Annotated in this window: 13 protein-coding genes; 10 read left to right on the forward strand and 3 right to left on the reverse strand. The window is 63.0% G+C overall.

Going from position 1 to position 12,992, the window contains the following annotated elements; genetic code table 11:
• Window positions 1-495 precede the first annotated feature (495 nt).
• From DL237_RS06030 to grxD, 6 genes are all read left to right on the forward strand, one after another.
• Complete coding sequence (locus DL237_RS06030; RefSeq protein ID WP_119398134.1) at window positions 496-801, forward strand: hypothetical protein; 306 nt, start codon at window positions 496-498, stop codon at window positions 799-801.
• Between the two features lie 654 nt (window positions 802-1,455).
• Window positions 1,456-2,025: a hypothetical protein gene (locus DL237_RS06035; RefSeq protein WP_119398135.1), complete on the forward strand. Its 570-nt coding sequence runs from the start codon at window positions 1,456-1,458 to the stop codon at window positions 2,023-2,025.
• Between the two features lie 386 nt (window positions 2,026-2,411).
• Window positions 2,412-2,726 (forward strand): hypothetical protein, encoded by a 315-nt coding sequence (locus DL237_RS06040; RefSeq protein ID WP_119398136.1) that lies wholly within the window; start codon window positions 2,412-2,414, stop codon window positions 2,724-2,726.
• 273 nt (window positions 2,727-2,999) lie between these two features.
• On the forward strand, window positions 3,000-5,159 hold the full coding sequence (gene purL, locus DL237_RS06045) for a phosphoribosylformylglycinamidine synthase subunit PurL (RefSeq protein WP_119398137.1): 2,160 nt from the start codon (window positions 3,000-3,002) through the stop codon (window positions 5,157-5,159).
• A 243-nt stretch (window positions 5,160-5,402) separates the two neighbouring features.
• A complete protein-coding gene (locus tag DL237_RS06050) occupies window positions 5,403-5,636 on the forward strand; it encodes a BolA/IbaG family iron-sulfur metabolism protein (protein WP_119398138.1) in 234 nt (77 codons plus the stop codon).
• A gap of 130 nt (window positions 5,637-5,766) precedes the next feature.
• Window positions 5,767-6,129, forward strand: a complete 363-nt coding sequence (gene grxD, locus DL237_RS06055; protein ID WP_119398139.1) for a Grx4 family monothiol glutaredoxin — start codon at window positions 5,767-5,769, stop codon at window positions 6,127-6,129.
• Window positions 6,130-6,140: 11 nt separating this feature from the next.
• On the opposite strand, the gene DL237_RS06060 is transcribed toward grxD, so the two are convergent.
• From DL237_RS06060 to DL237_RS06070, 3 genes are read right to left on the reverse strand one after another with little or no spacing between them, the layout of a single operon-like run.
• The gene (locus tag DL237_RS06060) at window positions 6,141-6,482 is read right to left on the reverse strand and encodes an MliC family protein (protein WP_119398140.1); all 342 of its coding nucleotides are present in this window, start codon (window positions 6,480-6,482) and stop codon (window positions 6,141-6,143) included.
• 33 nt (window positions 6,483-6,515) lie between these two features.
• Complete coding sequence (locus tag DL237_RS06065) at window positions 6,516-6,914, reverse strand: cell division protein ZapA (RefSeq protein ID WP_119398141.1); 399 nt, start codon at window positions 6,912-6,914, stop codon at window positions 6,516-6,518.
• Complete coding sequence (locus DL237_RS06070; RefSeq protein WP_119398142.1) at window positions 6,914-7,465, reverse strand: hypothetical protein; 552 nt, start codon at window positions 7,463-7,465, stop codon at window positions 6,914-6,916. Before DL237_RS06070 ends, DL237_RS06065 begins: the two co-directional genes overlap by 1 nt.
• 348 nt (window positions 7,466-7,813) lie before the next feature.
• Here DL237_RS06070 and tkt point away from each other — a divergent pair, with 348 nt between their 5' ends.
• From tkt to DL237_RS20705, 4 genes are all read left to right on the forward strand, one after another.
• Window positions 7,814-9,829 carry a transketolase gene (gene tkt / locus DL237_RS06075; RefSeq protein ID WP_119398143.1) on the forward strand — a complete coding sequence of 672 codons (2,016 nt, stop codon included), beginning with the start codon at window positions 7,814-7,816 and terminating at the stop codon, window positions 9,827-9,829.
• A 647-nt stretch (window positions 9,830-10,476) separates the two neighbouring features.
• Window positions 10,477-11,481, forward strand: a complete 1,005-nt coding sequence (gap, locus tag DL237_RS06080; protein ID WP_119398144.1) for a type I glyceraldehyde-3-phosphate dehydrogenase — start codon at window positions 10,477-10,479, stop codon at window positions 11,479-11,481.
• Between the two features lie 167 nt (window positions 11,482-11,648).
• Window positions 11,649-12,656: a type I glyceraldehyde-3-phosphate dehydrogenase gene (gene gap / locus DL237_RS06085; protein WP_119398145.1), complete on the forward strand. Its 1,008-nt coding sequence runs from the start codon at window positions 11,649-11,651 to the stop codon at window positions 12,654-12,656.
• A gap of 150 nt (window positions 12,657-12,806) precedes the next feature.
• Window positions 12,807-12,950, forward strand: coding sequence for a hypothetical protein (locus DL237_RS20705; RefSeq protein WP_199671990.1), 144 nt, complete (start codon window positions 12,807-12,809; stop codon window positions 12,948-12,950).
• Window positions 12,951-12,992: the final 42 nt, after the last annotated feature.

Here is a 12,992-nt window from a genome sequence, read left to right on the forward strand (position 1 = left end):
CAGGGAAACACGCCCCGAACCGCCGATACACCCCATCCGCCCGCGCCACCCTCAAGGGTCAGCGCCGCGCCGCCGCAGCCCGCCCTTGCGCCCGGCGCATGGCAGGCATGTTGAAATGGGGGTATTTTCGGACTTGATCGTTTCAACTCCGGCGCATATTTCAGCTTTCGACGATGGTGCTGCTTACCAGCGCATCATCTTCATACCTCCCTGTTGGACTTGGCCGGACTTCGTGTCCGGCCTTTTTTTTATCCCCCACGAAATATGCCAGAGATGCCCCCTGCGGAGGGCCGAGCGATTCGGCACGTCTCATGCTCTGAACGTCCGGTTTTTTCGACGTGGCGCGCCTTGTGATTTCAAGGGGTGTCACCCTGTGCATTTTTGCAAACTGAACTGTTCATCTCGGCATATAGCGGATGCCGCTCCTCCGTCATAGATCCTTCACAGACGCCGAGACGGGATCGTCCCGGCGACAATCTGAAAAGGACTAAAGCTATGACTACCTTCACGAAAATCCTCTCCGGCGCCGCCGTTGTCGCTCTTCTGCCGCTGTCGGCATTCGCCAACACCAATGCACAAGACGACGCGACCTACAGCCGTAGCAACCGCCTGTCGGCACCGATCACCCGCAACGCGGATTCCACCACCGTGGCGACGCAGTACACCTACGACAACCGCGGCGAGATCGTCCCTGCAAAGCCCGGCGACCAGCCCCTGACCGTGACCAAAGGCAACAGCGTTGCAACCAACCTGACCTACGACCGTCGTGGTGAGTTCGTTCCGGCGCACCCCAACCAATAAGCCCGGCCAAGAAGACGGTGCCGGTCGTCTGGCAGAACGACGGATGGCCATCGCAACGCAAGATTGATCGCCCCGCGTGATTGATCACCCGCCCGGACACGGGCCTGAAAAGGGATGCGGTGAACCGCGTCCCTTTCTATATGTCCGCCCCCGCGCCCTTATGCCTGCCAGCCGAGATACGCATCGTCGCCTTCCGGCATGCGCATCGCCGCGCCGCGCCCGCTTGCCCTGCTCCACCTGTGAACCGCCCGATTGTTGCGCCTGTCCCGCGCTGGCCCACGCGTCACGCCCTGGGCCCATGCGATTCAACAGCCGTGTCGTGCGGCCCGATCCCCCCGCGACTGCACGGACCTGCCCGGTAATGCACCGCCCGCGCGCGGCCTGCGGCCCGCCATCAGGCCGGCACAGCCTGGGATTCCGTCCTTCATTCAAGAAAAGTACATTTTGTTTTTTGCACATGTCGCGGCGCCCTGCCTCGGGGCTATCACCCCGTAACGGCTCATGAAATTCTCGATCGCTGAGCGCGCGGCGTCCGAAATCCACCTCTCACGGCAAATCACGGGAGCGTGATGTGTGCGATTTCGGCGGAACCATTCGCCTCACCGCGCATTGCATTCCCAACGATAACGACGAACGAACCTAAGGAGTAAGACCATGAACACCTTTGCAAAATTCCTCGCCGGCGCATCCGTTGCAGCTCTTCTGCCCCTCGCGGCAGTTGCCCAGACCCAAACCCTGAACAGCGACGACGCGACGCAGCAAGACTCCGGTCGCACGTCCGCAAAAGACGTCACCAGCATGAACGACGGCAAAGTCGTGACGGACGAAGAATACGACCGTCAGGGCGAAATGGATCCGGCCAAGCGCTTCTCCGACGCCATCATCGCGACCAAGGCCAACGGCCCCGACATGATCCCGGTCGCTGAAGGCGACTTCGACTCGCTGCTGGCCAACGCCAAGCTGGTCGACTCGCCGCTTGACGGTCAACTGGTCGTCTCCAGCGACAACAAATCGGTCGGCGCCGTGAACAGCGTCTATGAACAGCCCAACGGTGACCTGCTGGCCGAAGTGGCCCTGGACGAAATGCTGGAAACCTCTTCCATGCGTGCCATCCTGCCCGTCAGCAAGATCAACACCGACGGCAATCTGGTCATGACCGGCGACTTTGACGCCATCAAGGCGACCTTCCAGGCCAAAACCGGCGAAGAGTCCATCACCAACTGATAGTAGGTGATTTCGGCCCCGACCTGAGACGGTTCGGGCCAGCTCAAGACCGACAAGACGAAAAAGGGATCCGGGAAACCGGGTCCCTTTTTTGTATCCCGGTCCCGTCTCCGCCCCCGGCGTGCCGGCCGCAGTTCAGGGTTTGAGCATAACAGGATCCGCGCCACACCCGCGCGAATCCGCCCGTCTCCCCCGCTGCTCTCCCCTCCCCCGCAGGTGGCAATCCGGCTCGCCGGATCGCGTTCCGGCCGGATCACTTTCAGTCGGTGCGCACATGCAGCCGCGCTGTTCACTGCCGCCCATACCGAAGTCCCATCGGCGCCCCTAGATACTCTACAGACGCCGAGACGGGATCGTCCGGCAAAAGATTGAAAAGGACCAAGATCATGACCACGTTTACAAAAATCATCTCCGGTGCCGTTGTTGCCACGCTTCTGCCGCTCTCCGCGATGGCCGCGACCAATGCTCGTGACACCACCGCATACGAACGCAGCGGTCGCCTGTCCGCACCGATCAGCCACACCGAAAAATCCAACACCGTGGCGACCGAGTTCACCTACGACCGTCGCGGCGAAATCGTGCCCGCCAAACGCGGCGATGCGCCGATGGTCGTGACCCGGGGCATCCCCCTGGCAAGCAACACCACCTATGACCGCCGCGGCGACATCGTCCCCGCCAACCCTGCCGAAACCCGCTTCTGATCGGCAACCGTTCACAGGTGAATCGCTCAGCCCCGACCGGGGCGTGAAAGGGGACGTGGCGCAGGCCGCGTCCCCTTCTCTTATGTCCGGGGTCGGCGCACGGGGCGTCAGACCGCTGCGTCCCCCCCCTTCGGCCCCCTCCGATGCCCTGAAACCATGCCGATCCCCCGCCGTGCCGCGCAACGACACAACAGCAGCGGCATTTTTGCGCCAAGCCCTTTCCCATCGCGCGCCAGTCGCGTAAATCGGGGCCCATCGTCAGAGGGGACAATCATGCAAGAACCGGCAATCACCGAAGCGTTGATCGCGAGCCACGGGATCAAACCCGAGGAATATGCCGAAGTCCTTCGCATCATCGGGCGCGAACCGACGTTCACGGAACTCGGCATCTTTTCGGCAATGTGGAATGAACATTGCTCCTACAAGTCTTCCAAGAAATGGCTGCGCACCTTGCCCACCACCGGCCCGCAGGTCATCTGCGGCCCCGGCGAAAACGCCGGCGTGGTCGACATCGGCGATGGCCAGGCCGTCGTCTTCAAGATGGAAAGCCACAACCACCCCTCCTACATCGAACCCTATCAGGGCGCGGCGACCGGCGTCGGCGGCATCCTGCGCGATGTCTTTACCATGGGCGCGCGCCCCGTCGCCGCGATGAACTCGCTCTCCTTTGGCGACCCGGCGCTGGCAAAAACCAGGCAGCTCGTGCACGGCGTCGTGGAAGGTGTCGGCGGTTACGGCAACTGCTTCGGCGTGCCCACCGTGGGTGGCGAGGTCCGCTTTGACCCCGCCTACAACGGCAACTGCCTGGTCAACGCCTTTGCCGCCGGGCTGGCCGATGCCGACAAGATCTTCTACTCCGCCGCCTCCGGTGTCGGAATGCCCGTCGTCTACCTTGGCGCCAAGACCGGGCGCGATGGCGTCGGCGGCGCCACCATGGCCTCTGCCGAATTCGACGACACGATCGAGGAAAAGCGCCCCACTGTTCAGGTCGGTGACCCCTTCACCGAAAAACGCCTGATGGAGGCCTGCCTGGAACTGATGCAGACCGGCGCGGTCATCTCGATCCAGGACATGGGCGCGGCGGGCCTGACCTGCTCGGCGGTGGAAATGGGCGACAAGGGGCAGCTGGGCGTCAAGCTCAACCTCAACCTCGTGCCCTGCCGCGAAGAAAACATGACCGCCTACGAGATGATGCTGTCAGAGAGCCAGGAGCGGATGCTCATGGTGCTGCGCCCCGAAAAAGAAGACGTCGCCCGCGCCGTTTTCGAAAAATGGGATCTCGATTTCGCCATCGTGGGCGAGACGATTGCCGAGGATCGCTTTCTCATCGAACACAACGGTCAGGTGATGGCCGATCTGCCCCTGCGCGCGCTCTCGGGCAATGCCCCCGAATACGACCGCCCGCATGTGCCGACCCCGCCCGCCGAACCGCTGCTCGAAATTCCCTCCGTCGATCCCATCGACGGGCTGCGCGCGCTGATCTCCTCGCCCAACTACGCCTCGAAACACTGGGTCTATGACCAATACGATTCGATGGTGATGGCCGATACCACCCGCGGTCCCGGCCTCGGCTCCGGCATCATCCGGGTGCATGGCACGAAAAAGGCCCTCGCCTTCACCTCCGACGTGACACCGCGCTACGTCAAGGCGAACCCGGTCGAGGGTGGCAAGCAGGCGGTGGCCGAGGCGTACCGCAACCTCTCTGCCGTCGGCGCCCTGCCCCTCGCCAGCACCGACAACCTGAACTTCGGCAACCCCGAAAAGCCCGAGATCATGGGCCAGTTCGTCGGCGCGATCCAAGGCATCGGCCTTGCGGTTGCCGCGCTCGACATGCCGATCGTCTCGGGCAACGTGTCGCTCTACAACGAAACTGACGGCTCGGGCATCCTGCCGACGCCGACCATCGGCGCGGTCGGCCTGATTGCCGATGCGTCAAAGGCGATCACCGGCAAGGCCCGCGACGGTCACGTTCTGCTGATGGTGGGCGATCTTGGCAGCCACCTGGGCCAGTCCGCCCTGCTGGCCGAAGTTTTCAACCGGGTCGAGGGCGACGCCCCGCCGGTCGACCTTGAGGTCGAAAAGCGCAACGGCACCTTCATTCGCGAAAACACCGACTGGATCACCGCCTGCACCGATATCTCCGACGGGGGCCTCGCCCTCGCCGCCTTCGAGATGGCCGAGGCCGCCGGCTCCGGCGTCACCCTGACCACCTCCGACCAGGCAGAGCTGTTTGGCGAGGATCAGGGCCGCTACCTGATCGCCTGCAACTTCGATTCAGCCGAGGCGCTGATGGTCAATGCCGGTCGTGCCGGGGTGCCGCTGCACTCGGTTGGCAAGTTCGGCGGCGACAACGTGACCTTCGGTGGCCAGTCCGCGCCGCTGTCGGATCTTGCCGCGCTCTATCGCTCCAGCTTCGCTGCCGCCTTCGCCTGACGGCAAGGACGCGGCATCGCCGCCGGGCCAGGCCAGCCGATCGTGCTGACGATTGTGCTGATCTGGCCCGGTTGAAATGTCGCGCGACAATACCGACGTGATACCGACACGGCACCGCTCGGATACCGCCCCCCCTTTTTGACCGCCCTTGGGCGCCATTCGAAGGGGGGGCAAAAACCACGGCTCTTGCGGACACACCCGGCAAGGCCTACATTTTCCACGACGACGAATACGGAGAGTTGCATGTCAATTCAGGCCTCGGATATCGAAGCACTTATCCGCGAAAGCTTCCCCAATGCGCAGATCGAGGTGCAGGGCGACGATGGTGCCCATTTCTCGGCCATGATCGTGGACGAAAGCTTTCGTGGCAAGAACCGCGTCCAGCAGCAACGCGAGGTTTATGCGGCGTTGAAGGGCAAGATGGACGGCCCCGCAGGCGAACTGCACGCCCTCGCCCTGACCACCCGCGCCCCCTGACAGGGCCCCGCCCGTCAGAGCGGTTTCAATTCGCGTGAAATGCGCTAGGATGGCCGCCATATCTGGCTGATCACGATCAAACGCGGACCGGCTGCCGCAGCCGCCGCGCCCGTCCAAACGGAGACACCAAATGACTGATGTTAAAGAAAAAATCTCTGACGTCGTAAAAGCAAACGACGTCGTTCTGTTCATGAAGGGCACTAAGGAAATGCCGCAATGCGGGTTTTCCAGCCGCGTCGCCGGGGTGCTCAACTACATGGGCGTGACCTATTCCGACGTGAACGTCCTGGCCGATGCAGACATTCGTCAAGGCATCAAGGATTACTCCGACTGGCCCACCATTCCCCAGCTCTACGTCAAGGGTGAATTCGTCGGCGGCTGCGACATCATCACGGAAATGACCCTGTCGGGCGAACTCGACAGCCTGTTCGAGGAAAACGGCGTTTCCTACGACAAGGACGCCGCCGAAAAGATCCGCGCCGCCAACGGCTGACGCACCGGGGTTTATTCCTCGGTTTCACAGAAGGCGAAGAGGGTGACCTCTTCGCCTATGTCATTGTCAAACCAGTCAAGTTTGCCGGTGTTGCCCTTGCTCCACCAGACATACCCCGAGGTGTTCGGTGGCGTCATATAGCGCGCACCAGACCCCGACTCGGCGCGCTCCAGCGTGATCAGCTGCCCCTCGGCCCACAGCACCGCGACCGACGTGTCGCCGTTGATGTAGACCACCGGGATCTGCACCCCGCGCTCGCAGGTATAGATCGCCCGGATCAGCGGGTTCTCCTGTGCCAAAAGCGGCCCGGACAGCCCCGAGAGCATCAGCGACATCAGCGCAATTCGCAACATATTCAACACCTTATTGTCAGACACCTGCGCAGCTCAGCTCGCCGTGCCGCGCTCCTCCACCCGGTCGGCCAGCGCTTCGGCCTGTGCCGCCAGTTCAGCCAGCGTATCGGTCACGCTATTTGGGACCACCGGCACCTCGACACGCTGCGGCTCAGGCGGCGGGGCGCTTTTCAACGCGGTCAGCTCGGCCTTCAGCGCCGCGATCTCGTCTTCCAGCCCCTTGACCTTGTCTTCGACCCCGGCGGTCCGATCCGCCAGCATCAGGCCCGACATCAGCAACATGCGGGTTTCGGGGATACGCCCGGTTTGTTCAACAAGAACAGAGGCTTCGCTGTCCAGCATCGCCGCCGCCGCCTGAAGAAACGCTTCCTCGCCCTCCTGGCAGGCGACATCAAACGTGCGGCCACCAACGGAAATTTCGACTTCAGGCATCAGCTCTCTCCGGTTTCGGGATCAGTTTCGGGTTCTGCGACGAAGGGCGCCAGCGCGGCCAGAATAGCCTCGGCCTGCGCCTGTGCCGCGGCATGATCCGCCCGCAGGGCCTCCACTTCGGCCTCGACCGAGGCGCTCAGCAGGTCGGCCTCGACGCCGGCACCGCTGGCCAGCACGTCGCGCATCGCCCGGTTGTTTTCACGCAGATGCGCGTTCACGGCCCGCAACTTGTTGATTTCGTTTTCCATCTGGCCAAGTGCGGCAATCACCTCGGCGGCGGTATCATCCACCGGCAGCACCGCTGGCGCGTTGCGCGCGGTCTCAAGCTCGGCCTCCAGCTCGTCCTGGCGCTCATGCAGAGCACGGACGCGCTCTTCCAGCTGGGCACTGACATAGCGCTCGTCCTCAAGCGCCTGCATCAGGTCTTCCACGCTTTCGCCCGGTGCGGCAGGTTCCGGCGCCTCCCTGACCGGCTCCAGCCCGTCAAGGCCCGCGCCTATGCGCTCCATCGCCGCAAGAATGCGGCCCTGCAAGTCTTCGAGATTACTCATCTGCCCTCATCAAACTGCGGCCAACCCGCGCAACTGTCCCGGCAACCACCGGAAAATCGCGATGCCAACCCTTGGTTCCGGCTGTCTTATCCCGGTCCGCGCGCACTTGCATCCGGGTTTTCATATCGTCCGGCGTCACGTGAAGCAATCCGCCCAGCCTTTTGACTTATCTGGCGAATCATAGGTCCAGGTTGACATACGGCAAGTGTAGCGAATGCCCCGGACTTTCCCAAATAGCCCGCGTTTTCTGGCCGAAATGCCCGGCTCTGCTTGCCTTTCACTGTGCGGCTGATAAGAGCAGCGCTAACATTTCGGCTATCACCGCCCCCAGGACAGAGGAAACCTGCCGTGGATATTGACGCCCTGCGCTCCGCCCATCCCGAACATTGGTCCAAGGCCACCGCAATCCGCGCGTTGACCCTTGATGCCGTTGCCGCCGCCAATTCCGGTCACTCCGGGATGCCGATGGGCATGGCAGATGTCGCGACCGTGCTGTTCGAAAAGCACCTGAAATTCGACGCGAGCCAGCCGAACTGGCCGGACCGCGACCGTTTCATCCTGTCGGCGGGCCACGGCTCGATGCTGCTCTATTCCCTGTTGCACCTGACCGGCTACGAACAGTTCCCCATAGAAGAGCTGCGCAATTTCCGCCAGTGGGGCGCCCGCACCGCCGGCCACCCGGAAAACTTCCTGGCCGACGCAATCGAGACGACGACCGGCCCGCTGGGTCAGGGCCTGGCCAACTCGGTCGGCTTTGCCATGGCCGAGGAAATGCTGCGCGCCCAGTTCTCGAAAAAGGTCGTGGATCACCACACCTATGTCATCGCCGGCGACGGCTGCCTGATGGAGGGCGTCAGCCAGGAGGCGATCGCCCTTGCCGGGCGTCATGAACTCTCCAAGCTCATCGTCTTCTGGGACAACAACAATATCACCATCGACGGCACGGTAGACCTGTCCGACCGCACCGATCAGCCCCTGCGCTTCAAGGCGGCGGGCTGGCATGTGCAGGAAATCGACGGTCACGACCCCGAAGCGATCGACGCCGCGATCACGGCCGCCAAGAACGCCGGCAAGCCCTCGATGATCGCCTGCAAGACCCATATCGCCCTGGGCCACGCCGCACAGGACACCTCCAAGGGCCACGGCGCGTTGACCAACCCCGATCAGATGGCCGCCGCCAAGGCCGCCTATGGCTGGACCAGCGGCGCGTTCGAAGTCCCCGCCGATGTCAAATCGGCGTGGGAAGCGATCGGCGCGCGCGGCGCGTCGGAATACACCGCATGGCAAGAGCGTTTCGCGGCCTTGTCCGAACGTCGCCAGGGCGAATTCAACCGCCGCCTTGCGGGCGAAGTGCCGAACAAGCTGGCCGCCGTCGTGCGCGCCCTGAAAAAGCAGGTTTCCGAAAGCCAGCCGAACGTCGCGACCCGCAAGGCGTCCGAAATGGCGCTTGAGGTGATCAACCCCGTGATGGACGAGACCGTCGGCGGATCGGCTGACCTGACCGGCTCGAACAACACGCTCACGGCCGACCTCGGTGTCTTCGACGTCGACAACCGCAAGGGACGCTTCGTGCACTGGGGCATCCGCGAACACGGCATGGCCTCCGCGATGAACGGCATGGCGCTGCACGGCGGGCTAAAACCTTATTCGGGCACCTTCATGTGCTTTACCGATTATGCCCGCCCCGCGATGCGCCTGTCGGCGCTGATGCGCACCTCGACCATCTACGTCATGACCCACGATTCCATCGGCCTGGGCGAAGATGGCCCGACGCACCAGCCGGTCGAACACCTGGCGATGCTGCGCGCCACGCCCAACATGCTGGTGTTCCGCCCCGCCGATGTGGTTGAAACCGCCGAAGCGTGGGAACTGGCGCTCAGCCAGACAGGCACCCCGTCCACCCTGTCGCTGACGCGCCAGAACGTGCCGACGCTGCGCACGGATCACAAGAACAAGAACCTTTCGGCCCAGGGTGCCTACGTCATGGCCGATGCGACCGGCAAACGTCAGGCGATCCTGCTGGCCACCGGCTCCGAAGTGGCCATCGCCATGGATGCCCGCGCGCTGCTGGAGGCCGAGGGCATCGGCACCCGTGTCGTCTCCATGCCCTGCTGGGAACTGTTCGAGGCGCAGGACGAAGCGATCCGCAAGCGCGTGCTGCCCGCCGGTCCTGTCCGCGTCGCGGTCGAGGCAGGCGTGCGCCTGGGCTGGGACAAGTGGCTGATGGGCGAACGCGGCCGCGAGGCCAAGTCGGCGTTCGTCGGGATGGAGGGCTTTGGTGCCTCTGCCCCTGCCGAAACGCTGTACGAAAAATTCGGCATCACCGCCGAGGCGATTGCCGAAAAGGTCAAGGCGCTGCTCTGACGCACGACCGCACCGAATTGCAAAAGGCCGGGCAAGGGATCGTTTCCCCGCCCGGCCTTTTCGCGTTTCACCCCCTTCACAGCTCCCCCCCCCTCTTCGCCATCGCGACACTCTGCGTTCCGGCAGGTCGCAGACCGTCCTTGCGGGGTCCGGCGTTTCGGAACTTCGGCGCCCCGCTCTTGCAGGATCCGGCTTTGCGCGTGCCGGCCTCTCGGTATTTCCCCATGACCCGGTTCCGGCGACGCCGCGCGCCGACGTGGCAGTTTGCCCCCGTCGCGAATGCGCCCTCTCACGATCCGGTCTTGCCACGCGCCGGCCGCGGAGGCGCCGATACCGCGCCCGCGCCTTCGGCACGCAACGCCCGCCAAGGCGGCGTGCACCGTCCGGTTACCGCTCAGATACCGCCCAAATACCGACGTGCCACTGCCGCGCCTCAATCCCGGAGATTCTCTTCCCGGGCGGTGCCCCCAACACCTCTCGACCGTTGGCGCAAACTGTTAGCGCGAACCCTGCCCAAGGGTTAGCGCAACCATTGAAAAACCGATGATGTTTCCGCTAACACTTTGTCCTTAAATAGAATTTTGTCTTACTCTTGCGACAACCCGCGTCTATAGACAGGGCCAAGCTGACATGCAGGAGACATCGGGATGACCATCACACTGGGGATCAATGGCTTTGGCCGTATCGGGCGTTGCACCCTTGCGCATATCGCCGAAGCCGCCCGCAACGATGTCCATGTCGTCAAGATCAATGCCACCGGCCCGATCGAAACCAACGCGCATCTGCTGAAATACGACTCCGTGCACGGCCGCTTCGGGAACGAGGTCAAGGTCGCCGGCAATACGATGGACATCGGACGCGGCCCGATGGAAGTCTTTTCCACCTACGATCCGTCCGAACTGGATTGGGAAGGCGTCGACGTCGTGCTGGAATGCACCGGCCAGTTCAACGACGGCATCAAGGCCAATATCCACCGTGAACGCGGGGCCAAGGCCGTACTGATTTCGGCCCCTGCGACCAACGTCTCGAAAACGATCGTCTATGGCGTCAACCACCGCAGCCTGGTCGAGAGCGATACGGTCATCTCCAACGGATCCTGCACCACCAACTGCCTGGCGCCTCTGGCAAAGGTGCTGAACGACGCCATCGGCATCGAGAGCGGCATCATGACCACCATCCACTCCTACACCGGCGATCAGCCAACGATGGACCGCCGCCACAAGGATCTCTACCGCGCCCGCGCCGCCGCGATGAGCCAGATTCCCACCTCGACCGGCGCCGCCAAGGCCATCGGCCTGGTCTTGCCGGAACTGGCCGGCAAACTGGATGGGTCCTCGATCCGCGTCCCGACGCCGAATGTGTCCTGCGTCGACCTGACGTTCATTGCGAAAAAAGACGTCACCGTGAACGACGTCAACGAAGTGGTGCGCGAAGCTGCCGCCGGCCACATGGGCCATGTTCTGGGTTATGACCCCGAACCCAAGGTTTCCATCGATTTCTGCCATACCGAACAAAGTTCGATCTTTGCGCCCGACCAGACCAAGGTCTCTGGCGGCCGTCTTGTGCGCGTGCTGTCGTGGTATGACAACGAATGGGGCTTTTCCTGCCGCATGGCCGATGTCGCCGCGGCCCTTGGTCACCTGCAACACTAAGCTGTCCATGCGTCCATGAAGGGCCTGCCAGAGGTATTCTGGCGGGCCCTTTGTCGTTTGGGCACGCACCTCTTGACCTTTAGCCCCAAAGGGTGGATTTTCAGGCCAAACGTGTTAGCGCTAACCTGCAAAACACCCGCCTCTGCGCGGAAGAAAGGAACAGGATCATGGTCACCACTGTCGCGATTAACGGGTTCGGTCGCATCGGGCGCAACGTGCTGCGCGCCATCGCTGAAAGCGGCCGCACCGATATAGAAGTCGTCGGCGTCAACGATCTGACGTCGGTTGAAACCAATGCCCACCTGTTTCGCTATGACAGCGTGCATGGCCGTTTCAACGGCGAAGTAAAGACCGGCGACGACTGGATGGACATGGGGCAGGGCAAGATCAAGGTCACCGCCATCCGCAACCCCGAGGAGCTGCCCTGGAAGGGCGTCGACGTGGCGCTGGAATGCACCGGCTTTTTCACCAAGCGTGACACGGCAGCGCGCCACCTTGAAAACGGGTCGGCCCGCGTCCTGGTTTCGGCCCCCTGCACCGACGCCGACGTCACTGCCGTCTACGGTGTCAACCATGGCTCGGTAACCTCGGATCACATGGTGATCTCGAATGCGTCCTGCACCACGAACTGCCTGTCCCCGGTGGCCAAGGTGCTGAACGACACCGTCGGGATCGAACATGGCTTCATGACGACGATCCACTCCTACACCGGCGATCAGCCGACGCTGGACCGGGCACACTCTGACCTCTACCGCGCCCGTGCTGCGGCGATGTCGATGATCCCGACATCGACAGGTGCTGCAAAGGCGGTCGGCCTGGTTCTGCCCGAGCTCAAGGGCAAGCTCGACGGCGTCGCAATCCGCGTCCCCACGCCCAACGTCTCCTGCGTCGACTTGACGTTCACCGCCTCGCGCGAAACCACCGCAGAAGAAATCAACGCGGCCCTGGTCAAGGCGTCGGAATCCGGCCCCCTCAAAGGGATTCTGGGTGTGACGACCGAAAAACTGGTGTCGGTCGACCTCAACCATGATCCGCGATCCTCGACCGTGGCGCTGGACCAGACCAAGGTCATCGGCGGCACCATGGTGCGCATCCTGTCATGGTATGACAACGAATGGGGCTTTTCCAACCGCATGGCCGACATGGCCGGCGTCGTTGGCGGGTTGATCCGCTAAGATAAGACCCTGACTTGCAAGTTCCCTGTTTCGTATCGCTGCCCCGCCCGCAAAACCTGCGGTCGGGGTTTTCCTTTGCCTTGAAATACGCGTCTTGCCCAATCCTTTGCCCTGGGCAATGATCACGACACTCAGGATGCAGAGGCCGCAATGACCAACACGACCGCGATCGTCCTCAGCGCGCTCATCCTGGCGGGGTTGGGTGCCGATGCGGTCCTTGCCGATGGCACATACAGCCTGTTCCTGCTGCGCAAGATGTCCGTCTTTCTGGAATGGATTGCCTTCTGGCGCTAGACAGCCCAGTTTCGGCCCAGGACGGACCCAGCCCAAGACATC

This window comes from Pseudooceanicola sediminis (assembly GCF_003575965.1).
GTDB classification, from domain to species: Bacteria; Pseudomonadota; Alphaproteobacteria; order Rhodobacterales; family Rhodobacteraceae; genus Pseudooceanicola; species Pseudooceanicola sediminis.